The organism is Streptomyces sp. ISL-99, assembly GCF_018614005.1.
Classification (GTDB): domain Bacteria; phylum Actinomycetota; class Actinomycetes; order Streptomycetales; family Streptomycetaceae; genus Streptomyces; species Streptomyces flavidovirens.
This window is the reverse complement of sequence record NZ_JAGGPC010000041.1, coordinates 22,820-45,651: the sequence shown is the minus strand read 5'-3', so window position 1 is coordinate 45,651 and position 22,832 is coordinate 22,820. Positions and strand designations below refer to the sequence as shown.

The 22,832-nt window shown below is 69.7% G+C and carries 21 protein-coding genes and 4 tRNA genes; 13 read left to right on the top strand and 12 right to left on the bottom strand.

From position 1 onward, the window contains the following. Positions 1 to 80 precede the first annotated feature (80 nt). A tRNA-Asp gene (locus tag J7E91_RS24895) sits at positions 81 to 155 on the top strand. A gap of 126 nt (positions 156 to 281) precedes the next feature. Then, complete coding sequence (locus J7E91_RS24890; RefSeq protein ID WP_214908477.1) at positions 282 to 539, top strand: DUF6274 family protein; 258 nt, start codon at positions 282 to 284, stop codon at positions 537 to 539. Positions 540 to 918: 379 nt separating this feature from the next. Here the strand turns inward: J7E91_RS24890 and bldC are convergent, their stop codons facing one another. Both bldC and J7E91_RS24880 read right to left on the bottom strand, forming a co-directional pair. Beyond that, positions 919 to 1,125 carry a developmental transcriptional regulator BldC gene (bldC, locus tag J7E91_RS24885; protein WP_003949541.1) on the bottom strand — a complete coding sequence of 69 codons (207 nt, stop codon included), beginning with the start codon at positions 1,123 to 1,125 and terminating at the stop codon, positions 919 to 921. A gap of 472 nt (positions 1,126 to 1,597) precedes the next feature. Further along, complete coding sequence (locus tag J7E91_RS24880) at positions 1,598 to 2,449, bottom strand: hypothetical protein (protein WP_214908453.1); 852 nt, start codon at positions 2,447 to 2,449, stop codon at positions 1,598 to 1,600. A gap of 198 nt (positions 2,450 to 2,647) precedes the next feature. Between J7E91_RS24880 and J7E91_RS24875 the strand changes: the two genes are divergently transcribed. Together J7E91_RS24875 and J7E91_RS24870 are read left to right on the top strand one after the other, a co-directional pair. Beyond that, complete coding sequence (locus J7E91_RS24875; protein ID WP_214908450.1) at positions 2,648 to 3,730, top strand: Glu/Leu/Phe/Val dehydrogenase dimerization domain-containing protein; 1,083 nt, start codon at positions 2,648 to 2,650, stop codon at positions 3,728 to 3,730. Between the two features lie 300 nt (positions 3,731 to 4,030). Beyond that, positions 4,031 to 4,285, top strand: coding sequence for a DUF3073 domain-containing protein (locus J7E91_RS24870; protein WP_028815102.1), 255 nt, complete (start codon positions 4,031 to 4,033; stop codon positions 4,283 to 4,285). An 85-nt stretch (positions 4,286 to 4,370) separates the two neighbouring features. Here J7E91_RS24870 and purM read toward each other — a convergent pair whose 3' ends face one another. Together purM and purF are read right to left on the bottom strand one after the other, a co-directional pair. Continuing rightward, on the bottom strand, positions 4,371 to 5,438 hold the full coding sequence (gene purM, locus J7E91_RS24865; protein ID WP_214908448.1) for a phosphoribosylformylglycinamidine cyclo-ligase: 1,068 nt from the start codon (positions 5,436 to 5,438) through the stop codon (positions 4,371 to 4,373). Between the two features lie 34 nt (positions 5,439 to 5,472). Next, positions 5,473 to 6,996 (bottom strand): amidophosphoribosyltransferase, encoded by a 1,524-nt coding sequence (gene purF / locus J7E91_RS24860; protein ID WP_214908447.1) that lies wholly within the window; start codon positions 6,994 to 6,996, stop codon positions 5,473 to 5,475. Positions 6,997 to 7,319: 323 nt separating this feature from the next. On the opposite strand from purF, the gene J7E91_RS36830 reads away from it, so the two are divergent. Continuing rightward, entirely contained in the window at positions 7,320 to 8,612 is a 1,293-nt protein-coding gene (locus J7E91_RS36830) for an LAETG motif-containing sortase-dependent surface protein (RefSeq protein WP_214908446.1), read from the top strand. Positions 8,613 to 8,643: 31 nt separating this feature from the next. Here J7E91_RS36830 and J7E91_RS24850 read toward each other — a convergent pair whose 3' ends face one another. The 6 genes from J7E91_RS24850 to purS all read right to left on the bottom strand — a co-directional run bounded on the left by J7E91_RS24850 (position 8,644) and on the right by purS (position 15,110). Then, on the bottom strand, positions 8,644 to 9,480 hold the full coding sequence (locus J7E91_RS24850; RefSeq protein ID WP_214908445.1) for an META domain-containing protein: 837 nt from the start codon (positions 9,478 to 9,480) through the stop codon (positions 8,644 to 8,646). Between the two features lie 69 nt (positions 9,481 to 9,549). After that, a complete protein-coding gene (locus J7E91_RS24845; RefSeq protein WP_214908444.1) occupies positions 9,550 to 10,341 on the bottom strand; it encodes a putative protein N(5)-glutamine methyltransferase in 792 nt (263 codons plus the stop codon). Positions 10,342 to 10,699: 358 nt separating this feature from the next. Continuing rightward, a complete protein-coding gene (locus J7E91_RS24840; RefSeq protein WP_214908443.1) occupies positions 10,700 to 11,503 on the bottom strand; it encodes a maleylpyruvate isomerase family mycothiol-dependent enzyme in 804 nt (267 codons plus the stop codon). A 432-nt stretch (positions 11,504 to 11,935) separates the two neighbouring features. Beyond that, positions 11,936 to 14,185, bottom strand: coding sequence for a phosphoribosylformylglycinamidine synthase subunit PurL (purL, locus tag J7E91_RS24835; RefSeq protein ID WP_214908442.1), 2,250 nt, complete (start codon positions 14,183 to 14,185; stop codon positions 11,936 to 11,938). Beyond that, positions 14,182 to 14,862: a phosphoribosylformylglycinamidine synthase subunit PurQ gene (purQ, locus tag J7E91_RS24830; protein WP_214908441.1), complete on the bottom strand. Its 681-nt coding sequence runs from the start codon at positions 14,860 to 14,862 to the stop codon at positions 14,182 to 14,184. The genes purL and purQ overlap by 4 nt, the downstream gene beginning before the upstream one ends. Then, the gene (gene purS / locus J7E91_RS24825; RefSeq protein ID WP_028815110.1) at positions 14,859 to 15,110 is read right to left on the bottom strand and encodes a phosphoribosylformylglycinamidine synthase subunit PurS; all 252 of its coding nucleotides are present in this window, start codon (positions 15,108 to 15,110) and stop codon (positions 14,859 to 14,861) included. Before purS ends, purQ begins: the two co-directional genes overlap by 4 nt. 325 nt (positions 15,111 to 15,435) lie before the next feature. Between purS and J7E91_RS24820 the strand changes: the two genes are divergently transcribed. From J7E91_RS24820 to J7E91_RS24785, 8 genes are all read left to right on the top strand, one after another. After that, entirely contained in the window at positions 15,436 to 15,753 is a 318-nt protein-coding gene (locus J7E91_RS24820) for an Lsr2 family protein (RefSeq protein WP_028815111.1), read from the top strand. A gap of 109 nt (positions 15,754 to 15,862) precedes the next feature. Next, positions 15,863 to 15,934: transfer RNA gene (locus J7E91_RS24815), tRNA-Gly, on the top strand. A gap of 53 nt (positions 15,935 to 15,987) precedes the next feature. Then, positions 15,988 to 16,063 (top strand) — tRNA-Gly (locus tag J7E91_RS24810). A 140-nt stretch (positions 16,064 to 16,203) separates the two neighbouring features. Beyond that, complete coding sequence (locus tag J7E91_RS24805) at positions 16,204 to 17,160, top strand: ABC transporter ATP-binding protein (RefSeq protein WP_214908439.1); 957 nt, start codon at positions 16,204 to 16,206, stop codon at positions 17,158 to 17,160. After that, positions 17,157 to 17,924: an ABC transporter permease gene (locus J7E91_RS24800; protein WP_214908437.1), complete on the top strand. Its 768-nt coding sequence runs from the start codon at positions 17,157 to 17,159 to the stop codon at positions 17,922 to 17,924. Before J7E91_RS24805 ends, J7E91_RS24800 begins: the two co-directional genes overlap by 4 nt. A 15-nt stretch (positions 17,925 to 17,939) precedes the next feature. After that, complete coding sequence (locus J7E91_RS24795) at positions 17,940 to 19,157, top strand: sensor histidine kinase (protein ID WP_214908435.1); 1,218 nt, start codon at positions 17,940 to 17,942, stop codon at positions 19,155 to 19,157. A gap of 44 nt (positions 19,158 to 19,201) precedes the next feature. Further along, complete coding sequence (locus J7E91_RS24790) at positions 19,202 to 19,828, top strand: response regulator (protein ID WP_374224775.1); 627 nt, start codon at positions 19,202 to 19,204, stop codon at positions 19,826 to 19,828. Positions 19,829 to 19,857: 29 nt separating this feature from the next. Continuing rightward, positions 19,858 to 19,930: transfer RNA gene (locus J7E91_RS24785), tRNA-Gly, on the top strand. Between the two features lie 88 nt (positions 19,931 to 20,018). On the opposite strand, the gene J7E91_RS24780 is transcribed toward J7E91_RS24785, so the two are convergent. Next, the gene (locus tag J7E91_RS24780; protein WP_214908433.1) at positions 20,019 to 20,918 is read right to left on the bottom strand and encodes a phosphoribosylaminoimidazolesuccinocarboxamide synthase; all 900 of its coding nucleotides are present in this window, start codon (positions 20,916 to 20,918) and stop codon (positions 20,019 to 20,021) included. Positions 20,919 to 21,054: 136 nt separating this feature from the next. Then, positions 21,055 to 22,545, bottom strand: a complete 1,491-nt coding sequence (locus J7E91_RS24775; RefSeq protein WP_214908431.1) for a N,N-dimethylformamidase beta subunit family domain-containing protein — start codon at positions 22,543 to 22,545, stop codon at positions 21,055 to 21,057. Between the last annotated feature and the right edge of the window lie 287 nt (positions 22,546 to 22,832).

Sequence of the window (22,832 nt, the reverse complement as noted above, 5' to 3'; positions counted from 1 at the left end):
TTGAGTGAGTTCGCCCGCACCCCCTGACCTGCTGTACAGTCTGTCTTCGCAGCGCCACGCAGTACGGCGAAGCGAATCAAGGTCCTGTGGAGCAGTTTGGAGTGCTCGCCACCCTGTCAAGGTGGAGGCCGCGGGTTCAAATCCCGTCAGGACCGCACGATACGAAGTAACAGAAGGCCCGGATCCGTAAGGATTCGGGCCTTCTTGTGTCTTGACTGCGTCATCTGCCACCGGTACCCAGGCATCAGGGCATCGGGGGGCCCGCACCGGGGAGGTGACGCATGGCGGCATCAACGGCCAGGCACGAGACGCGTGCACTGCTACGTGCCCATCTGGCGGCCTCGACGGGCTATCGCCACGTCACGAGACACTGCCCCATCTGCCATCGGCTCCTGCGGCTCGCCATGGAGCCGGAGCCGGTGAAGCCGGTCAAGCCGGCGAGGACCGCGGAGGACACCGCGGCCGACGAGTCCGGCGCGGTCGGTGAGGCCGCCGCCAGCGTCGAGGACGTCGAGGTCAAGAACCCCCCGGCGCCGTGAGGCCCCTATCGCTGGTGGGCCCGGATTTAACAAGAGTTGAGCCCTGTGACGGGTGTCACCGCATGAGTTTTGGAAACCAGTGCGCTTACGCCCTCCCTACAACCAGCCAATTTAATATGTGCAATTGCACCCTTCCGGAGGGGCCTCCCGAAGCCTCCCCGGAAGCCGGCGGACCGCAGGTCAGAGCGGTCTCCGCGCCCTCTTCGCGGGCATAAAAAAGATCGCGCTGGACCCGGCGGAGTCCAGCGCGATCGACGACGCACCCGTCTTGCATGGATGTGGCGCCTGTTGGGGCAGACGCCTGTCGTGTGGTGCTCAGGTGGGCGTCCGGGTTGGGGGACCCGGAGGAATGCCCGGTAAAGCGGGGTTATGCGGTTGTTCAGGCCTCGCTGCGCTGCTGCGGAATGCCCGCAAGCAGTGCGCGGACCTCAGCCTCGCGGTAACGCCGGTGTCCACCAAGCGTGCGGATGGACGTGAGCTTGCCTGCCTTGGCCCAGCGCGTAACCGTCTTCGGGTCCACGCGGAACATCGTGGCAACCTCAGCCGGGGTCAGCAGCGGCTCGGCGTCAGGGGTGCGAGCGGTCATGAGCGGCCTCCTCGGGAGAACCGAACCATCACGGTTCTTTCCTCTAAATTCTGCACCTTGACCCGCGTTGCCCGAAATGGTGGACGCGGGCCGAGTCGGTTATAGGACGAACGGCTTGTCCTCGGCACTACAACTACACCATCCGTCCAGCCACGTCGGCCAAACCGATGGAATTGCCCTCCCAGGTGTTCATCAGCGACGAAGCCGATGGACCATGCCATAGCGGACAGTCACGTCACAGTGACGATCAGTCACAGAGCGATCAGGAGCCACCAGACCCCCCATAGTGCGCAATACCGAGCCATTCCGCCCTTACATGGACGGAAGGAGCCCTCGCCGGACTCCTTGTCCTATTTTGGCATGAGGATGGGTGATGGGCGCAAGAGCCCGCTTAGTGCTGTCCGTCACCCTTGAGGCAAAGGCCCGGATCGGGACCTACGTCCCGGCCACCCGGAGCCGACCCCGAATGCTGTCAGTTCGCGAACTGGCGCTCGCGCACCACCCGCCACCGCTCAGTGAGCCGCCCGTACGCCTCACCGGCCGCCGCGCCGTCCCCGGCCCGCAGCGCCGCGATCCCCTCGGCCACGTCCGCCGCGGAGAGATCCCCGGCCAGATGCTCCTCGGGGAGTACGTGCGCCAGGCCGCCGTAATCGAGCTCGACCAGCGACCGGGGGTGGAACTCCTCCAGCCAGCGCCCCACGTCCACCAGGCCGTCGACGAGCGGACCCCCGGCCTCCGCGTCGAGATGCTCCCGCAGCACCTTCAGGGCCCGCGCCACCCGCCGCCGCGCCTGGGCCATCGGCGTCCGGTAGCGCAGTACGGGCGCCTCCTCGCCCTCCGCCTTCGCGTACTCCCGCTCCTCGCCCGAGAAGAGCGCGAACCAGCGCACCGGCACGTGCCACGCCGAGCTCCTGATCCACGGACGCGCGTCCGGGTTGCGCTCCAGCCAGCGCTCGAAGTCCGCTGCCGCCTGCCGGCGCACCAGCGACGGCAGCGCCGCGTCCAGCAACGGCTCCGGGAAGAGGTCGGGCAGCTCCTCGAGCGCCAGCCAGCCGCGCAGCCTCGTCCGCCAGGGACAAACGCACAGGACTCCGTCCACCTCGGTCACGAACGCGTCGCCGCTCTCGTGCACCGGCACCGGGACGGGCGGAGTGGGCAGCAAGTCCACCAGGGACCGCCTCAGTTCGTCCTGGGCCGTGGGAAGCCGCTCGTGCTTCGCGTACCGCGCCCAATGGCCGCGTTCGGGCTCGGGGAAGGCCGCCAGCGGTTCGTACACCCGCAAATAGGAGACGTACGGGACGATCACCGAGGACTCCTGGGCCACGCCTGCTCCTCACTCGGACCGGAAATAAGCTCAAAGAACCGGAAGGAAACCGGAGAGAAATCGTCCCACGCCTACTCCGCCAGGGGGTGATCCTCAGCACTGCCGCACCCCTGCGGCTCCCCAGGTCTTACTCTCTTGCCCATCGGCCCTCCCCACCCGCAGGAGGGCGAAGCCGCCTCGTACTTGGGAGTCACCACCGTGACCGACGCAACCGACGGCGTCCTGCACACCCTGTTCCGATCGGAACAGGGCGGCCACGAGCAAGTCGTGCTGTGCCAGGACCGCGCCTCAGGCCTCAAAGCCGTCATCGCCATCCACTCCACCGCCCTGGGCCCGGCCCTCGGTGGCACGCGCTTCTACCCGTACGCGACCGAGGAAGAGGCCGTCGCCGACGCGCTGAACCTCGCGCGCGGCATGTCGTACAAGAACGCCATGGCCGGACTCGACCACGGCGGCGGCAAGGCCGTGATCATCGGTGACCCGGAGACGCTCAAGAGCGAGGAACTGCTCCTCGCGTACGGCCGGTTCGTGGACTCCCTCGGCGGCCGGTATGTGACCGCCTGCGACGTCGGTACGTACGTCGCCGACATGGACGTCGTCGCCCGCGAGACCCGCTGGGCCACCGGCCGCTCCCCCGAGAACGGCGGCGCCGGCGACTCCTCCGTGCTGACCGCGTTCGGCGTCTTCCAGGGCATGCGGGCCTCGGCCCAGCACCTGTGGGGCGACCCGACGCTGCGCGGCCGCAAGGTCGGCGTCGCGGGCGTCGGCAAGGTCGGCCACCACCTCGTCGAGCACCTTCTGGCGGACGGCGCCGAAGTCGTGATCACCGACGTGCGGGAGGAATCGGTACGCCGCGTCACCGAGCGTCACCCGCACGTCACCGTCGCCGCGGACACCGAGGCGCTGATCCGCGTCGAGGGTCTCGACATCTACGCCCCGTGCGCGCTCGGCGGCGCGCTGAACGACGCCAGCGTCCCGGTGCTCACGGCGAAGGTGGTGTGCGGCGCGGCCAACAACCAGCTCGACCACCCCGGCGTCGAGAAGGACCTCGCGGACCGCGGGATCCTCTACGCGCCCGACTACGTGGTGAACGCCGGTGGCGTGATCCAGGTCGCCGACGAGCTGCACGGCTTCGACTTCGACCGGTGCAAGGTGAAGGCCGCGAAGATCTTCGACACCACGCTGGCGATATTCGCACGTGCGAAGGCGGACGGCATTCCGCCGGCCGCGGCGGCCGACAGGATCGCCGAGCAGAGGATGGCTGAGGCACGCCGGAGCTGACCCGCGGGGAGGGCCGGCCCGCCGTTCGGTGGGGCATGAGGAGACATGACGAGACATGACTCACCCCCGTCGGCGGGTCGACCCTCAAGAAGAGGTTAAAATCGCAGTTGACCAGCGAGGACGGGGCTCCTCGCGGGTTCTGTGCCGAGGCGTTGCATGCGGGCGGCGTACCGTATGGCCGCGGAAGCAGGTACCGTTGATGCCCTACGGACCGGTCTCTCCGAGGGGAGTCCGTTCCGAACCATGAACGCGTGTCAAGACTCTGGGGCCGTCGAGCCCCGTCACCGAGGGGGTCGAGCCATGGGGCGCGGCCGGGCAAAGGCCAAGCAGACTAAGGTCGCCCGCCAGCTGAAGTACAGCAGCGGCGGGACTGACCTGTCGCGTCTGGCCAACGAGCTGGGCGCTTCGACGACTTCGCAACAGCCGCCTAATGGCGAGCCGTTCGAGGACGACGACGAGGAAGACGACCCGTACGCACAGTACGCGGCTCAGTACAACGATGACGGGGACGAGGACGAAGAGTCCGGTCCTTCGGCCCATCGTCGCGGCGCTTGACGTCCGTACACCTCGAACAGGCATCACACACTCGACCCGGTCCTGGGCCTCGGCCCCGGACCGGGTTCTGTGCTGCCCCGGGTGACTACTTGGCGTAGTCACCCGTAAGCGTCGCGCCCGTGGCGTGGTCGCCGCGCTCGGTGATCTCTCCCGCGACCCAGGCGTCCACGCCGCGGTCGGCGAGGGTCTCCAGGGCCACGTTCACCGACTCCTCCGGAACGACGGCCATCATGCCGACGCCCATGTTGAGGGTCTTCTCCAGTTCGAGCCGCTCGACCTGACCGGCCTTGCCGACCAGGTCGAAGACCGCGCCGGGGGTCCAGGTGGAGCGGTCGACCGTGGCGTGCAGGCCGTCCGGGATCACACGGGCCAGGTTGTTCGCAAGACCGCCGCCCGTGATGTGGCTGAAAGCGTGCACCTCGGCGGTGCGGGTGAGGGCCAGGCAGTCCAGCGAGTAGATCTTGGTGGGTTCGAGCAGCTCCTCGCCGAGGGTGCGGCCGAACTCCTCGACCTCGCGGTCCAGCGACCAGCCGGCGCGGTCGAAGACCACATGCCGGACGAGTGAGTACCCGTTCGAGTGAAGACCGGAGGACGCCATGGCGATCACCGCGTCACCCTTACGGATACGGTCCGCGCCCAGCAGCCGGTCGTACTCCACCACGCCCGTACCGGCACCGGCGACGTCGAAGTCGTCCTCGCCCAGCAGGCCCGGGTGCTCGGCGGTCTCGCCGCCGACCAGGGCGCAGCCCGCGAGGACACATCCCTCGGCGATGCCCTTGACGATGGCCGCGACACGCTCGGGGTGCACCTTGCCGACACAGATGTAGTCGGTCATGAAGAGCGGCTCGGCGCCACAGACGACCAGGTCGTCGACGACCATGCCGACGAGGTCGTGGCCGATCGTGTCGTACACGCCCATCTTGCGGGCGAGGTCGACCTTCGTACCGACACCGTCGGTGGCGGAGGCCAGCAGCGGACGCTCGTAACGCTTGAGGGCGGAGGCGTCGAAGAGACCGGCGAAGCCGCCCAGGCCGCCAAGGACCTCGGGGCGCTGCGTCTTCTTCACCCACTCCTTCATCAGCTCTACGGCGCGGTCGCCTGCTTCGATGTCGACGCCCGCGGACGCGTAGCTGGCACCAGTGGTCTCAGACATTGCTGGGAACTTTCGTGTCGTGAAAGGGGGGGCGTTACGGGCGACGGAGCGCCTCGGCCGCGGCGCTCGCCGGGCCGGCCGCGAGCTCGGTCTCCAGAAGCTGCTTACCGAGCAGCTCGGGGTCCGGAAGCTCCATCGGGTACTCGCCGTCGAAGCAGGCTCGGCACAGGTTCGCCTTGGGGATGGTGGTCGACTCGATCATCCCGTCGATGGAGATGTACGAGAGCGAGTCGGCGCCCAGGGACTTGCCGATCTCTTCGATCGTCATCCCGTTGGCGATCAGCTCGGCGCGGGTCGCGAAGTCGATGCCGAAGAAGCAGGGCCACTTCACCGGCGGGGAGGAGATCCGGATGTGGATCTCGGCGGCGCCGGCCTCGCGGAGCATCTTGACCAGGGCGCGCTGGGTGTTGCCGCGGACGATCGAGTCGTCGACGACCACCAGGCGCTTGCCGCGGATGACTTCCTTGAGCGGGTTGAGCTTCAGGCGGATGCCGAGCTGGCGAATCGTCTGGGACGGCTGGATGAAGGTCCGGCCGACGTACGCGTTCTTGACCAGGCCCGAGCCGTACGGAATTCCGCTGGCTTCCGCGTAGCCGATGGCCGCGGGAGTGCCCGACTCGGGCGTGGCTATCACCAGGTCGGCTTCGACCGGGGCTTCCTTGGCCAGCTTGCGGCCCATCTCGACTCGCGAGAGGTAGACGTTCCGGCCGGCGATGTCGGTGTCCGGGCGCGCCAGGTAGACGTACTCGAAGACACAGCCCTTGGGCTTCGCTTCCGCGAATCGCGAGGTACGCAGGCCGTTCTCGTCGATGGCGAGCATCTCGCCCGGCTCGACCTCACGGACGTACGCGGCACCGCAGATGTCGAGAGCGGCGGACTCGGAGGCCACCACCCAGCCACGCTCGAGACGGCCGAGGACCAGCGGGCGGATGCCCTGCGGGTCGCGGGCCGCGTAGAGCGTGCCCTCGTCCATGAAGACGAGGGAGAAGGCGCCCATGACGTCCGGGAGAACCTTTGCGGCGGCTTCCTCGATCGTGAGGGGCTTGCCGTCGTCGTCCGTCTGGCCTGCCAGCAGGGCGGTGACCAGGTCGGTGTCGTTGGTCGCGGCGACCTGGGTCGCGCGGCCGTTCTCCTTGGGGAGGCCGGCGACCATCTCGGCGAGCTGCGCCGTGTTGACCAGGTTGCCGTTGTGTCCCAGGGCGATCGATCCGTGCGCGGTGGCACGGAAGGTCGGCTGCGCGTTCTCCCACACCGAGGCTCCGGTGGTGGAGTAGCGGGCATGACCGACCGCGATGTGGCCCTGGAGGGAGCCGAGGGAAGTTTCGTCGAAGACTTGCGAGACCAGTCCCATGTCCTTGAAGACCAGGATCTGCGACCCGTTGCTCACTGCGATGCCCGCGGACTCCTGTCCACGGTGCTGCAGGGCATACAGTCCGAAATAGGTGAGCTTGGCGACCTCTTCGCCGGGAGCCCAGACACCGAAGACGCCGCAAGCGTCCTGGGGGCCTTTCTCACCGGGGAGCAGGTCGTGGTTGAGTCGTCCATCACCACGAGGCACACCACCGAGTGTAGGCGAGATCGACCACTGGTCCGAATTGGGGATACGGGCGGGCTCCGAATCGAGGGCGCATTGGGCGCAAGGGCCCGTAATCACGCGCATTCCGCTGTCCATGCGCGTATCCGGGGAGTGGGACGCGATCTTGAGGTGGCGTTTGGGGGCTGATCTTGAGGTGGTGCGGGGCTCGGCGTGCGAACTGCCCGTCGCTGTACGTCGCTGTGTGTAGCCGAGCCGAGCGCACAGTGTTCGCGGTTTAACGTGCTCCGCGCTTGATCACGATGTCCTTCCCCCTGTTCTCGTTCTGCGGCGGAAGGAACCCCCACATGCAGTCGACCTCCCGAGTCCGTCTGTCGGCCCTCGCCTGCGGCGTCGTACTCGCCTCGACGGCGGCCCCGGCCGCCTACGCCGGCGAGGTGGCGCCCGCCGACCGGCGCACCGTGCAGGTCGTGATGGTGAACTTCAGCGACAGCGCGCTCGCGGACGCCGCGAAGCTGGAGTCGTCTCTGGAGTCCGCCTATTACGGGAAGAGCGGTTCCCTGGCCTCGTACTACAACGAGATCACCCGGGGCAGGATCACCTTCGGGCCCGCCGGTACGGACCAGGTGACCGGCCCGCTCACGCTCCCCGTGGCCGCCTCCTGCGACACCGGCCGCATCGCGGACGAGACGCAGAAGGCGCTGGCCGCGACGGGCGTCGCGAAGGACACGTACGACCACGTCTCGATCGTCTTCCCGAACGAGAAGGCGAAGTGCGGCTTCGGCGGCCTCGGGACGGTGGGCGGCGGGAAGACGTGGATGCCGGACGAGCACTTCTCGATCGACGCACTGGTCCACGAGTTCGGCCACAATCTCGGCTACCACCATCAGATGCGGCTGCGCTGCCCGGACGGAGATCTGGGTGCCGGCTGCAAGGAGGACGGCAACAGTCACAAGTCGGTGATGGGCGGCGGCGGTTCGGCGGCCGGACTGACAGCGGCCGAGCTGATCCACAACAAGTGGCTCACAGGCGGTGAGCTCACCGACGTCACCAAGTCCGGCACGTACACGCTGCGTCCGCTGAACGGCGAGGGCACGGGCGTCCGCGCGTTGCGCATCCCGCTCGGCGGCCAGGACAAGATCATCGTCGAGATGCGGGCGAAGGCGGGCGCGCTCGACGGCGCGCTCCAGGGCGTCCACGCCTACCGGGTCACGAGGGGCGACTACACGAGGTCGGCGCTGATCGACCCGACCACGGGCGAGGCGAAGGCGCCGGACGCGGACGCGCTCCGGGCCGGTACGGAACTGACCGACACCGCGCGCGAGGTCACGGTGAAGGTCGTGTCCTCGGGCAAGACGCAGGCCACGGTCGCCGTCCGACTGGGCAGCGGGGCGGCGGCGCCGGCGGGCCCGGCGGCGCCCGATTCGGGGCCGGTGGCTGCCACGAAGCCGGGCAGGACCGCCGTATCGGAGGCACCGGCCCGGGCCCCGGAATCCGGCGTACGCCCCCACGTGGGCGACGAGCGCCTGGCCGAGACCGGCGGCGACTCTTCCACCGTGCCGCTGGCCCTCGGTGGCGCGGCGGCGCTCGCGCTGGGCGGCGCGGCGCTGTTCGCGCTGCGCCGCCGCCGTCGCCCGTAGCCCGTAGCCGCCCGGCGGTACTCGCTCCGGCCTACTTGGCGATCGCCACCGCGTCCAGTCCCTTGCCGCCCGCCGCGGTGAGGGACAGGGTGCGCTCACGGATCTCGTACGTCGCCTTGCCGTCGAGGATCTTCAGCAGGGCCCGCTCGGTGTCCATCACCGGCGGCGGGCACAGCTTCCGGGTCGTGGCGATCTTGGAGAAGGTGAGGGTGGACCCGGAGACCTTCGCCCTGCCCGAGACGTGGTTGCAGCCGAGATTCCCGCCCACGGATCCGTCCTCGCCGAAGACCAGCTTCGCCTTGCCCGCGGCCTCCCCGGACACCGAGGTCGCGGTGTCGCCGTCACGCAGCGACTCCACGCGCCACTCGGTACCGAGGAGCTGCGCGTCCGGCTCGGGCTTCGTCTCGGACAGGGCGATGGCGTCGCCCCCGGCCTTGGTCAGCGTCAGCCTGTCGTCCGTGATCTTGGCCTTGAGCTCACCGGTGAAGGTGCGTTGCAGGTGCTGCTCGAACTTCGCGACGTTCTTCGGACAGCCGATCTCGGTGGTCTGGCCGGGCCCCACGGTGATCGTGTCGCCCTTGACCTTCACATCGGCGCCGAAGTGGTTGCAGCCGGTGTTGCCCTTGGCCCGGCCCTTCTCGTCGATCCGTACCGTGGCCTTCTCGGGCGCCGGGATCTTCTTCCCGTCGACGGTCACACTGTCGACGGTCCAGTCGATGCCGGAGATCTGAAGGTCCGGCTTTACGGTGCCGTCACCTCCGGCGTCCGTGCCCCCCGGCTCCGTGCCGCAGGCGGCCAGGGTGAGGAGGGCCAGGACGGTGACGGCGCCGGTGAGGGGGCCAGAGATGCGGGTGCGCGACGTATCCATGGCGATGGGACGGGGCGAGTGGGGTTTCTGGTTCCACCTGCCTGTTCCCCTTCCTGTTCCCCTTCACTTTCACTTGCCCCTGGTCCCGATGACGACGGTGGCGTACAGCTCGTCGCACGTGACGACCTTCGGGACCAGGCCGCCGCGGGCGACGGTTTCGACGGCCTGCGGCGCCTGCCGCTCACTCGTCTCGAACAGCAGGTGGCCGCCCGGTGCCAGCCAGCGCGCCGCCTGTGCCGTCACCCGCCGCAGTACGTCGAGTCCGTCCGCCCCGCCGTCGAGTGCGACCCGCGCCTCGTGGATGCGGGCCTCCGGGGGCAGCAGCTCTATCTCGCCGGTCGGTACGTACGGCACATTGGCCAGCAGTACGTCGACCCGTCCCCGCAGCGTGGCGGCGGGCAGCGGCGCGTAGAGGTCGCCCTCGTAGACCTGCCCGCCGACGGCGGTGACGTTGCGCCGGGCGCACCGCACGGCGGCGGGGTCCACATCGGAGGCGTGCAGCTCCACCCGCTCCAGGGACACAGCCAGCGCCGCGCCGAGCGCGCCCGAGCCGCAGCAGAGGTCTACGACGACGGCCCGCGACGGGGCGAGGGCCACGGCCTGCTCGACGAGGAACTCGGTGCGCCGGCGAGGGACGAAGACCCCGGGGTCCACGGCGATGCGACGGCCTCGGAACTCGGCCCAGCCGAGCACGTGTTCAAGGGGCAGGCCGGCGATCCGGCGGTCCACCATGGCGGAGAGCTGGGCGGGGTCCTGCGCGGCGGAGAGGAGCAATTCCGCCTCGTCCTCGGCGAATACGCAGCCGGCGGCCCGAAGCCTGGTGACGATGACAGAAGGGGAGAGCGAGGAGGAGAGAGACATGGGAAACCTTTCGGGACGCCGATGGGCGCTCCCTCGGTCCCCAGTTTCCGGTGCCTATGTCCGGTGGACCGCGCGGTCGCGAGGTGAGAGCACCCGACCTGATACAGCGGTAATGGGGCTCACCTCCTTGGTGCGTACGTCCTGCATTGGCGTCGGCAACACTACATGATCAAGTAGCGCCCCAGGGCCTGTCGTCAAACTCCCGCCGTCCGCCCGAAGGGCGGGCCCTGCGGCGTCTGGTGCGTGCTCTCGGCGTGCCGGGCGGAAGCCCTCGTACTGGACGTACTTGGGCTTTCGCCCGGTGCGGCGAGAGTGCGTGCCAGGCGTCGCGGGGCAGGCGGGAGTATGACGACAGGCCCTAGCGGAGGATGGGCAACAACCCGGCCAGGCCGGCCCGTTCGCCGCTGGCGCTGACCTTCGCGTCGTCCACGGCCGTGTCCCAGTCCGTACGCCCCGTGGCGAGGCGGATCCAGGTGAGCGGGTCGGTCTCGACGACGTTGGGCGGCGTGCCGCGGGTGTGGCGGGGGCCTTCCACGCACTGCACGACGGCGTACGGCGGGACGCGGACCTCGACCGAACCGCCGGGCGCCTTCACGGCGAGGGCGTCGGCGAGGAGGCGGGTGCAGGCGGCGAGGGCCTGGCGGTCGTACGGGACGGCGAGGCCGGCCGCGCGGTTCAAGTCGTCGGTGTGGACGACGAGTTCGACGGTGCGGGTGACGAGGTAGTCGTCGAGGCGCATGGCGCCGACGCGGGACGCGAGCAGCCGGTCGTCGGGGGCGGCGGGCAGCAGCTCGGCGAGCCGGGCGCGGGTCCGCTCGTACAGCGCGTCGAGGTCTGGCGCCGACGCGGCGATCGCCTTCGTGTCTTCGGAGATCCGCGCGGCGCGGGGGGCCGTTGCGAACGGCCAGTCCAGGAGGGTGACTTGCTGCTTGGGCGGGGCGGGCTGTTCGAGGCAGCGGATGACGGCGCCGACGGCCATGGAGACGTGCGCGGCCAGCTCGCGTACGGTCCAGTCCCCGAGGTGGGTGGGGAGCGCGAGCTGCGCGGGCGTGAGGTCGCGCACGGCGTCGTGTACGTTGCCGAACTGCGCCAGGACCGCGGCGCGGGTCTTGGCGGCGTCGTAACGGCGCGGGCGGGGGCCCTTCTGGGCAGCGGATGCCATGCCCCCGAGACTAGCCCCCGGGTACGACAACGGCCGCTCTTCGCGCGCCCGCACCAAACCCGGGGCTCCGCCCCGGACCCCGGGGAGATTTCCCCTACCCGCCCCTTCCCGAACTGGGGCAAGCCCCAGACCCCGGACGCCCTACGGGCGTGTCCTCAAACGCCGGACGGGCTGGATTTGCCACGGGGAGCTGGATACACCGGGCGAGTTGGTTTTGCCGGACGAGCCGGCTTCGCCACGCGGCGGACACATCCCCGGCTCAGCGGCCCCAGGACCGGAGCCCCGGCAGCACCCCTGGCCCCCACCAGCCCGTCCGGCGCTTGAGGACCAGGGTCCGGGGCAGCGCCCCAGTTCGGGAAGGGGCGGGGTGGGGAACAAAAAAACTTCGGCCCCGGCCAAGTAGCTGGCCGGGGCCGAAGGATTGGTCCGGGGTCAGGCGAAGAGGCCCGGCAGCGTCGCCTCGTGCGCCGTGCGGAGCTCGCTCAGCGGGATGCTGAACTCGCCCTGCACCTCGATCTCCTCGCCGTCGACGACACCGATCCGGGTCGCGGGCAGACCCCGAGCCCCGCACATGTCGTTGAAGCGAAGCTCCTCGCTGCGCGGCACCGAAACGACCGCCCGGCCCGCCGACTCCGAGAAGAGGAAGACGAAGGGGTCCAGACCGTCCGGAACCACCAGCCGCGCACCCTTCCCACCCCGAAGGCAGGACTCGGTGACCGCCTGGATCAGGCCGCCGTCGCTCAGGTCGTGCGCCGCGTCGATCATTCCGTCACGCGAGGCCGAGATCAGGATCTCGCCGAGCAGCTTCTCCCGGTCGAGGTCGACCTTCGGCGGCATGCCGCCCAGGTGGTCGTGGATCACCTGGGACCAGGCCGACCCGCCAAGCTCCTCGTGCGTGTCACCGAGCAGGTAGAGGAGCTGGCCCTCTTCCGCGAAGGCGACCGGCGTACGCCGCGTCACGTCGTCGATCACGCCGAGCACCGCGACGACGGGCGTCGGGTGGATGGCGGTCTCGCCGGTCTGGTTGTAGAGCGAGACGTTGCCGCCGGTCACCGGGGTGCCCAGCTGCAGGCAGCCGTCCGCCAGACCGCGCGTGGCCTCCGCGAACTGCCACATGACGTCCGGGTCCTCGGGGGAGCCGAAGTTCAGGCAGTCGGAGATCGCGAGCGGCTTCGCGCCGGTAGCGGCGACATTGCGGTACGACTCGGCCAGCGCGAGCTGCGCGCCCGTGTACGGGTCGAGCTTGGCGTACCGGCCGTTCCCGTCGGTCGCCATCGCGACACCCAGGTTCGTCTTCTCATCGATCCGCACCATGCCCGCGTCCTCGGGCATGGCGAGCACCGTGTTGCCCTGCACGAAGCGGTCGTACTGGTCGGTGATCCACGACTTCGACGCCTGGTTCGGGGATGCGACCAGCTTCAGGACCTGCTCGCGCAGCTCCGCGGAGTTCGCCGGGCGCGCCAGCTTGTTCGCGTCGTCGGCCTGGAGCGCGTCCTGCCAGGCAGGGCGGGCGTACGGACGGTTGTAGACAGGGCCCTCGTGGGCAACCGTCCGCGGCGGTACGTCGACGATCTGCTCGCCGTGCCAGAAGATCTCCAGCTGCGAGCCGTCGGTCACCTCACCGATGACGGTGGCGATGACGTCCCACTTCTCGCAGATCTCCATGAACCGGTCGACCTTGTCCGGCTCCACGATCGCGCACATGCGCTCCTGCGACTCGCTCATGAGGATTTCCTCGGGCGAGAGGGAGGAGTCGCGCAGAGGCACGGTGTCCAGTTCGACGCGCATGCCGCCGGACCCGGCCGACGCCAGCTCGGAGGTCGCGCACGACAGGCCCGCGCCGCCGAGGTCCTGGATGCCCGCGACGAGCTGCTCGCGGAAGATCTCCAGGGTGCACTCGATGAGGAGCTTCTCCTGGAAGGGGTCACCCACCTGGACCGCCGGGCGCTTGGCCGGGCCCGTCGACTCGAAGGTCTCCGAGGCCAGCACCGATACGCCGCCGATGCCGTCGCCGCCCGTGCGGGCGCCGTACAGGATGACCTTGTTGCCCGGACCGCTCGCCTTCGCGAGGTGGATGTCCTCGTGCTTCATGACGCCGATGCAGCCGGCGTTGACCAGCGGGTTGCCCTGGTAGCACTCGTCGAAGACGACCTCGCCGCCGATGTTCGGCAGGCCCAGGCAGTTGCCGTAGCCGCCGATGCCCGCGACGACGCCGGGCAGTACGCGCCGGGTGTCGGGGTGGTCGGCCGCGCCGAACCGCAGCGGGTCGACGACCGCGACCGGCCGGGCGCCCATCGCCAGGATGTCGCGGACGATGCCGCCGACGCCGGTGGCCGCGCCCTGGTACGGCTCGATGTAGCTGGGGTGGTTGTGCGACTCGACCTTGAAGGTCACGGCGTAACCCTGGCCGACGTCGACGACGCCCGCGTTCTCGCCGATGCCGACGAGCATCGCGTCGTTGGCGGGGACCTTCTCGCCGAACTGCTTCAGGTGGACCTTGCTGCTCTTGTACGAGCAGTGCTCGGACCACATGACGCTGTACATGGCGAGCTCGGCGCCGGTCGGGCGGCGGCCGAGGATCTCCCGGATGCGCGCGTACTCGTCCTCCTTGAGGCCGAGTTCCTTCCAGGGCTGCTCGGCCTCGGGGGTTTCCGCGGCGTGCTTGACGGTGTCCAGAGTCATGCGTTGACCAGCTTCTTCAGGATCGAGGTGAAGAATCCGAGGCCGTCGGTACGTCCCGTGCCGACCAGCGGCTGCACGGCGTGCTCCGGGTGCGGCATCAGGCCGACGACGTTGCCGGCGGCGTTGGTGATGCCGGCGATGTCGCGGAGCGAGCCGTTGGGGTTCACGTCCAGGTAGCGGAAGGCGACGCGGCCCTCCGCCTCCAGTTCGTCGAGCACGCGCTCCTCGGCGACGTAACGGCCGTCCATGTTCTTGAGCGGGATGTGGATCTCCTGGCCGGCGGTGTAGTCCGCGGTCCAGGCGGTCTCGCTCGTCTCCACGCGCAGCTTCTGCTCGCGGCAGATGAAGTGCAGGTGGCTGTTCTGCAGCATCCCGCCGGGCAGGAGGTGGGCCTCGGTGAGGATCTGGAAGCCGTTGCAGATGCCGAGGACCGGAAGACCGGCCTTCGCCTGGTCGATGATCGTCTCCATCACCGGCGAGAAGCGGGCGATGGCACCGGCCCGCAGGTAGTCGCCGTAGGAGAAGCCGCCCGCGAGCACGACCGCGTCGACCTGCTTGAGGTCCTTGTCGCGGTGCCACAGCGAGACCGGCTCGGCGCCCGCGGTCCGGACGGCGCGCAGGCTGTCCTGGTCGTCGAGCGTTCCCGGAAAGGTGACGACTCCGATACGAGCGGTCACTTCGGCTCCTCCACCTTCACGGTGAAGTCCTCGATGACGGTGTTGGCGAGGAACGTTTCGGCCATCTCGTTGATGCGGGCGAGGGCGGCGTCATCGACCGGCCCATCAACCTCGAGCTCGAAACGCTTTCCCTGACGGACGTCCGCGATTCCCTCGAAGCCGAGACGGGGCAGTGCGCGCTGCACCGCCTGTCCCTGCGGGTCGAGGATCTCGGGCTTGAGCATGACGTCGACTACGACGCGTGCCACTGGCACTCCCGGTGGTGGTGTGGTGCGAAGGCGGTCCAATCAGCGTACCTGCCCTGAAATTCTACGCGGGTAGATATAGGCTGACGCCGATCACGTTCCGGTATCGGGGGTGACAACCCCGGGAAAAATCAGGGGAAAAACGGGTGCCTCCGATTGCGGAAGGACCCGCGGACGGAATTAACTGGGCTTCACCATGCAATGCCTGTCGCTGTACAAAGGAATAGCGAGAAAAACAGCATTGCTCCAAATCAGCCGGAAGGCCGGCATCACCGCACGTCAGACGCGATGTCAGACGCGGTAGTGCCGCAGGAAAGGACCGATATCCGTGGCTCAGCGCGTAGTGGTCACGCTCTCCGACGACATCGACGGAGGGGAAGCAGCGGAAACGGTCAGCTTCGGCCTGGACGGGAAGTCGTACGAGATCGACTTGAATCCCGCCAATGCAAAGAAACTGCGCACCGCGCTGGAGCCGTTCATCGAGGCGGCCCGAAAGCACTCGAAGTCGGGCAAGGTCTACCGGCACACCGCCGTGGCACCCGACCCGGCAGCCGTGCGCGCGTGGGCGCGCTCGCACCAGATGGACGTGCCGGCCCGCGGCCGCATCCCGAAGAAGGTCTACGAGGCCTTCGCGGAGGCGTCCTGACAGAGCTCGAACCCCGCTGCGCAGCCGACTTGCGCTCCACCCCTGTTGATCGGCTAGAGTCTGGAGCACGCCGAGGGGCAAGGCCGCAGGGCCGGTCCCCGAGCAGCGTGCGGGTGTAGTTCAGTAGTAGAACATCCCCCTTCCAGGGGGAAGGCGCAGTGTGCAATTCCTGTCACCCGCTCTACATCACTTACCAACCACTCCGGTGGTTCGGGTACAGTGGTGGCACCAAATGCGGACGTGGCTCAGTTGGTAGAGCATCACCTTGCCAAGGTGAGGGTCGCGAGTTCGAATCTCGTCGTCCGCTCCATGTGTACGAAGGCCCCGGTCATGACGACCGGGGCCTTCGTCGTGTCTGCGCCGTGCCGCGACCGCGGTTCTGACATTTGTCATGTGCGGTGATGACAGCCCGCACTGCCCGCGGTCGTGATCCGGCGGAAGTCTTGGCACATGACCACCAATGACTACGTGATCGACGCCGAGGGGCTCCGGCGTACCTACAGCGGCGGCTTCGAGGCCGTCCGTTCGCTCTCCTTCTCCGTCGCGCGCGGCGAGCTGTTCGCGCTGCTCGGCACGAACGGGGCCGGCAAGACCTCGACCCTGGAACTCCTGGAGGGCCTCGCCCGGCCCAGCGGCGGCAGCGTCCGGGTGCTGGGGCACGACCCGTACACCGAGCGCGCAAAGGTACGTCCCCGGGTCGGCGTCATGCTCCAGGAGGGCGGCTTTCCGTCCGAGCTGACGGTGCGCGAGACGGTCCGGATGTGGGCGGGATGCACCAGCGGGGCGCGGCCGGTGGGCGAGGCGCTGGACCTGGTGGGCATGGGGAAGCGGGAGAACGTACGGGTCAAGCAGCTGTCCGGCGGGGAACGGCGGCGGCTGGATCTGGCGACGGCGCTGCTCGGGCGACCCGAGATCCTCTTCCTCGACGAGCCGACGACGGGACTCGACGCCGAGGGGCGGCGCGAGACGTGGGAGCTGGTGCGGGAACTGCGCGACGAGGGGACGACCGTACTGCTGACCACGCACTACCTGGAGGAGGCCGAGGAGCTGGCCGACCGGCTGGCGATCCTGCACGAGGGGCGGATCGCCGCCGAGGGAAGGGTGGACGAGGTGGTGGCGGAGTACCCCTCGCAGATCTCCTTCGAGCTGCCGGACGGCTACCACCTCGGGGATCTGCCGCCGCTCGGGCAGCTCGGCGTGACGGGGCACGAACTGGCGGGGCGGACGGTCCGGTTGTTCACGGACCGGCTGCAGCGGGCCGCCACGGGGCTGCTGGCGTGGGCGGACGCGGCCGGGGTGGAGCTGCGCGGGCTCGATATGCGGTCGGCCTCGCTGGAGGAGGCGTTCTTGAACATCGCGCGCGCGGCGAAGAGCGACGAACGGGAAGCGGAGGTGGCCGCGCGATGAGCACGGCTGTGGTGGGACGCATGGCGGCGCTGACACGGGCCGAACTGACTCTTCTCGTACGGCACAAGGCGGTGCTGTTCGCGGCGCTGGTCCTGCCGGTGGCGATGACCTACGCGATGCGGCCGGTCGTCGACGACCTGGACCTGGCCAAGGCCGGGATCTCGCCGGGTGCGGCGATGATGCCGATGGCCGTGGCGTTCGTGCTGCTCTTCGGGGTGTACTCGGCGCTGGTCACGGTCTATGTGGTGCGGCGCGAGGAGCTCGTACTCAAGCGGCTGCGGACCGGGGAGCCCGGCGACGTGGAGATCCTGGCCGGGACGGCCGCCGCCACGCTCGTGGCGGGACTCGCGCAGTGCGTGGTGCTGGTGATCGCGGGGATGGTGCTTCTGGACGTGGAGATGCCTGCCGATCCGCTGCTGGTGGTGGCGGGGGTGCTGCTGGGCGTCGCCGTCGCGGGGACGACGGCGGCCGCCACGACCGTCTTCACCAGGTCGGCGGAGGGCGCCCAGATCACGATCATGCCGATGATGCTGATCTCGATGGTGGGGTCGGGGGTCGTCGTGCCCCTGGAGCTGCTGCCGGACAAGGTCGCCTCGCTCTGCGAGCTGCTGCCGCTGTCGCCCGCCGTCGAGCTGGTACGGGGCGGCTGGAGTGGACAGTTGGGGGCGTACGAGGCGCTGGGGGCCGTCGGCACGGCGGTGGCCTGGACCGTACTGTCAGTGTTCGCCGTACAGCGGTGGTTCCGGTGGGAGCCGCGGCGATAGAAGTGGGGGACGGGGATGAGGGGCTTCTGGGGGAAGCAGAGTCAGGTCGCGAAGATTGACCTGTACATGCGGGTGACGCTGTACGTGCTGCCGTGGCTGATCTCGGTCGGTGCGCTCACGCCCCTCACCGAGGAGGTGGGCCGCGACCCCGGCGCCGTCGCGCTCGCGCGGGCGCTGCTCGCCCTCTGGGTGGCCCAGTGCGCGGTCGCGATGCACACCATCCACCACTCGCTCGCGCATTACATCGACGGGGCGCCTGCTCCGTGGTGCTCGGCGGCCGTCGCGCTGGCGCTCGGCGGGGTCTCGGTGGGGCTCGTCGTGGCCCTTCAGGCGACCGGCGAGATCGGGGACGGGACGGTGATGATCCAGATACTGCCGTACACCCTGCTGACCACGGCCATGTCGACGTTCATGCTGTCGACGCTCCGGCGGCTCGCGCTCGGGACGGTGGTGGCCGCGGCGCTGATCGCCGGCGCGCTGGCCGCCAGCGGGGCGGGGGCCGGTCTGGCCGCGGGCGGGGTGGTGATCGTGGTGTTCGTGTGGCTGTTCGCGCTGGCGACCACCCGGTCCTCGGCCTGGTTCATGGCAGTCATCCGGGAACTGGACCTGTCCCGTGACGTGTCCGCGCGGCTCGCGGTCGCCGAGGAACGGCTGCGCTTCGGACGGGACATGCACGACGTCATGGGCCGCAATCTCGCCGTCATCGCGCTCAAGAGCGAACTGGCGGTGCAGCTGGCGCGGCGCGGCAGGCCGGAGGCCGCCGACCAGATGGCCGAGGTGCAGCGGATCGCGCAGGAGTCGCAGCGCGAGGTGCGTGAGGTCGTACGGGGCTATCGGGCGGCGGATCTGCCCGCCGAACTGGAAGGGGCGCGGGGCGTGCTGAGTGCGGCGGGCATCGACTGTCTGATGGACCGGGGGCCCGGTGACGAGCTGCCGGCGGGCGTGCAGTCGGCGCTCGGGTGGGTCGTACGGGAGGCGACGACCAATGTGCTGCGGCACGGCGACGCGCGCACCTGCACGGTGCGGCTGGCGGCGGACGGGGGGCGGGCGGTGCTGGTCGTGGAGAACGACGGGGCGGGCGAGGTGTCCGCTGCGGGGACTCCGGGGTCGGGGCTCGCCGGGCTCCGGGAGCGGCTGAGCGCGGTGGGCGGGACGCTGCGGGCGGGGCCGGCCGGGGACGGGCGGTTCCGGCTGACGGCTGAGGTGCCGCTGGTTCGGGAGGTGCTGCGGTGAGTGGCGCCGGGAGCGGTGTCGGGAGCGGTGCCGGGAGTCGTGCCGTGAGTGGTTCCGCCGTGGCGCCCGTACGGGTCCTGCTCGCCGACGACGAGCATCTGATCCGGGGCGCGCTCGCCGCGCTGCTCGGGCTGGAGGACGACCTCGTCGTCGTCGCGGAAGCGGCTACCGGGCCCGAGGCGCTGGCGATGGCGCGGGCGCACCGGCCGGACGTCGCCGTACTCGATCTGCAGATGCCGGGCGCCGACGGTGTGAGTGTGGCCACAGCTCTGCGGGCCGAGCTGCCCGGCTGCCGCTGCATGATCGTGACCAGCCACGGGCGGCCCGGACATCTGAAACGGGCGCTCGCCGCGGGGGTGCGGGCGTTCGTACCGAAGACCGTCAGCGCGCAGCGGCTGGCCGAGCTCATCCGGAGCGTACGGGACGGAAACCGGTACGTGGACCCGGAGTTGGCGGCCGACGCGATCTCCGCCGGGGACTCCCCGCTGACCGTACGGGAGGCGGAAGTGCTGGAGCTGGCGGCGGACGGGGCGCCGGTCGCGGAGATCGCGGAGCGGGCCGCGCTGTCGCCCGGCACGGTGCGCAACTATCTGTCCTCGGCCGCCTCGAAGCTCGGTGCGGAAAATCGTCATACCGCGGTGCGCCTCGCCCGCGAGCGAGGTTGGGTATAGTTGGCATCGCACACGGCAACACAGTGCATGCGGACGTAGCTCAGTTGGTAGAGCGCAACCTTGCCAAGGTTGAGGTCGCCAGTTCGAACCTGGTCGTCCGCTCAGAGTCAGAAGGCCCCGGTCATCCCGACCGGGGCCTTCTGCGTTGCCGGGGCGTTGCCGGGGCCCTCTGCGGTGCCCCGGCGCTGCTCTAGGACCAGCTCATGCCGGTGAGGCGTTCGTACGCCTCCACGTACTTCGCCCGGGTCGCGTCGACGATCTCCTGCGGGAGCGCGGGCGGCGGCAGCTCCGCCTTGCGGTCCCAGCCGGAGGCGGGCGAGGTCAGCCAGTCGCGGACGTACTGCTTGTCGTACGACGGCTGGGCGTGGCCGGGCTCCCAGGTGGCCGCGGGCCAGAAACGGGAGGAGTCAGGGGTCAGCACCTCGTCGGCGATGACCAGCCGGTCGCCGTCGAAGCCGAACTCGAACTTCGTGTCGGCGAGGATGATGCCCCGGTCGCGGGCGATGTCACGGGCCCGGTTGTAGATGGCGAGGGTCATCTGGCGCAGGTGGGCGGCGGTCTCGGCGCCGACCTGGCGGGCCACTTCCTCGTAGCTGACGTTCTCGTCGTGGTCGCCCACGGCCGCTTTGGTGGCGGGGGTGAAGATCGGCGCCGGGAGTTCCGAGCCGTCGGTCAGGCCCTCGGGGAGGGCGAGGCCGCAGACGGTGCGGGATTCCTGGTACTCGGTGAGGCCCGAGCCGGTGAGGTAGCCGCGGGCCACGCACTCGACCGGGACCATCCGCAGGGACTTGCAGATGAGCGTACGGCCGGCCCAGTCGGCCGGGGCACCCTCGGGCAGGTCGGTGGAGATCACGTGGTTCGGGGCGAGGTCCGCGAGCTGGTCGAACCACCAGAGCGAGAGCTGGGTCAGGACCCGGCCCTTGTCGGGGATCTCTGTGGGCAGCACCCAGTCGTACGCGGACATGCGGTCGCTCGCGACCATCACGAGGTCGCCGGCCTCGTGATGGTAGAGGTCACGCACCTTGCCCGTGTGGAGGTGGGTCAGGCCCGGCAGCTGGAGCGGCTCGGGCTTTTCTACGAATCCGGACACGGTTCCTCCGCGTAGGTTGATCCAGGAGCGCTTCTGATTCTCCCGTATGCGGGGCTTGGGTGTCGGGGCGGGGGCGTGGGGGCGGTGTCCTGGGGGTTGCCTACGGTGCGTCGGCGGTGCGTCGGCGGTGTTTTTCTCAGTCGCGTTTGCAGATGCGGTCCAGGAGGTTCGCCGTCGCGCGTTGGATGCGTGGGTCCACGTGCCCCGGGCGGTCCAGGGCAGGGGACCAGGCGAAGGTGCCCGAGGCGAAGACCAGCGCGCCGCTGGGGGCCCGGTAGAGGGACGTCTCCTGGTGGCGCAGGGCGCCGTCGCCGTCCCGGTACGGGGAGTGGGCCAACAGGATGCGCCCCTGGTGCTCGGGCAGGGCCGTACGGGGAAAGTAGCGGTCCGCCTCGCCCGCGACCAGGCCCTCGATCTCGTCGTTCTCGTAGGCACCGGTCGAGTCCCAGAGCCAGTGGTCCGCGTTGCGTACGACCAGGGGGCTCGGCTCCGGGACCCTTCCGGCGTACTGGATGCCCATCAGCTGCTGCTCCGGGCGGTCGATCTCGCGCCAGAGGGCGGCTTTGCCGGGAGCTCGGCGTTTGCGGCAGGTGAGCAGGCGGTCGGCTGTGCCGGAGGCGGAGGGGGCGAGCTCCACTTGCCAGTACATCGTGTTGGCCGAGAGGAAGACGAGCGACGTGCCGGCCTCGCGGGCGAGCTCCGTGGTGCGCCGCATGGGGGCCGACCAGTACTCGTCGTGGCCCGGGAACACCAGGCCCCGGTAGCGCGTCGGGTCGACGCGGCCCGCGTGCAGGTCGCGGGCGTCCGCGTAGGCGAGGTCGTAGCCGTAGCGCTCGGCCCAGCGGATGAAGTCGTACGCGTGCCCCACGTGGAGGGGGAGGCCCGCGCCTGCGTAGGGGCGGTCGAAGGAGACCGTGGTGGCCGCTTCTTCTTCGCCCAGGAGGCGGCCCAGGCTGTCCCACGCGTGGTAGAGGCTGGCGCCGGTGCGGCCGTCCTCCGGGTAGAGGTTGTACGCCTGCCAGGTGATGTCCGGCAGGAGGAGGAGCAGGTCGGCGGGGTGGCTGTCGCGGACCGTGAAGGGGATGTGGGAGCGGTAGCCGTCGGCGGTGGTCAGCACGGCGACGTACGCCCCGACGTTCCAGAGATCCGGGATCTGGAGGCGCCAGGACAGCCACCAGTGGTGGCAGGAGACGGTGCGGTCGGCGGCGAGCGGGGCCGGCTGGACGATGCCGGCCAGGCGGGGGCTGGTGGTGATCTTTGCCGCGCCGTCGCCGCCGTAGTGGCCGATGCGGTAGATGTCCACGGAGAACTGCTGGGGCGGGTCCACGGTGATGTGGAAGTCGATCGCCTCGCCGGGGGCGGCGGCGCCGGGGGACGCGAAGCCCTTGATCTGCTGGCGTACGTCGTCGGCGTTGCGAGGGCCGCCGGTGGGGGCGGAGCGGGGCTGCGGGAGCTTGACTCCGGTCACGGGGTCGATGTGCTCGGCGTACCAGGGGATCACCTGGCCGCTGTCGCTGAAGTAGTGCTCGCCGCCGCGCAGCCAGGGCAGGGGGCCTTGGCCGAAGGGATCGGAAACAGCGTGCGCCAGGGCGCCCGATTCCCAGCGTCGGATGAACTCGTCCCCCATGCCGCTTCCCTCCCTCTAGCCCCCGAGACAACTGTGGTGCGTCACTTGTCAGCTACTTGCCTCCAGCACATCACATAACGCACGCACTCCGTCACCGTTCGTCGCGAATTGACGTTAACGGAATGTCAGCCTCCGGTAAGCGGGGGCGTGGTAGAGGCGTTTCCGGGGGGCGTTGCGTCTTGTGGGCGGGCGGCGTTGGGGTCGGCGCCGAGCCGGGGCGTCTCCTCGGGAGCCGAACGTTCGGGTATTTCGTTGTTTCGTTCGCGGTGGTTGCGTTCGACTCCCTG

Excerpts from the sequence above, each read along its gene's own strand:
- J7E91_RS24890 (WP_214908477.1), top strand. The coding sequence starts at position 282 with ATGGCGGCATCAACGGCCAGGCACGAGACGCGTGCACTGCTACGTGCC.
- bldC (WP_003949541.1), bottom strand. The coding sequence starts at position 1,125 with ATGACCGCTCGCACCCCTGACGCCGAGCCGCTGCTGACCCCGGCTGAG.
- J7E91_RS24870 (WP_028815102.1), top strand. The coding sequence starts at position 4,031 with ATGGGGCGCGGCCGGGCAAAGGCCAAGCAGACTAAGGTCGCCCGCCAG.
- purM (WP_214908448.1), bottom strand. The coding sequence starts at position 5,438 with ATGTCTGAGACCACTGGTGCCAGCTACGCGTCCGCGGGCGTCGACATC.
- J7E91_RS36830 (WP_214908446.1), top strand. The coding sequence starts at position 7,320 with ATGCAGTCGACCTCCCGAGTCCGTCTGTCGGCCCTCGCCTGCGGCGTC.
- J7E91_RS24850 (WP_214908445.1), bottom strand. The coding sequence starts at position 9,480 with ATGGATACGTCGCGCACCCGCATCTCTGGCCCCCTCACCGGCGCCGTC.
- J7E91_RS24845 (WP_214908444.1), bottom strand. The coding sequence starts at position 10,341 with ATGTCTCTCTCCTCCTCGCTCTCCCCTTCTGTCATCGTCACCAGGCTT.
- J7E91_RS24840 (WP_214908443.1), bottom strand. The coding sequence starts at position 11,503 with ATGGCATCCGCTGCCCAGAAGGGCCCCCGCCCGCGCCGTTACGACGCC.
- purL (WP_214908442.1), bottom strand. The coding sequence starts at position 14,185 with ATGACTCTGGACACCGTCAAGCACGCCGCGGAAACCCCCGAGGCCGAG.
- J7E91_RS24805 (WP_214908439.1), top strand. The coding sequence starts at position 16,204 with ATGACCACCAATGACTACGTGATCGACGCCGAGGGGCTCCGGCGTACC.
- J7E91_RS24800 (WP_214908437.1), top strand. The coding sequence starts at position 17,157 with ATGAGCACGGCTGTGGTGGGACGCATGGCGGCGCTGACACGGGCCGAA.
- J7E91_RS24795 (WP_214908435.1), top strand. The coding sequence starts at position 17,940 with ATGAGGGGCTTCTGGGGGAAGCAGAGTCAGGTCGCGAAGATTGACCTG.
- J7E91_RS24775 (WP_214908431.1), bottom strand. The coding sequence starts at position 22,545 with ATGGGGGACGAGTTCATCCGACGCTGGGAATCGGGCGCCCTGGCGCAC.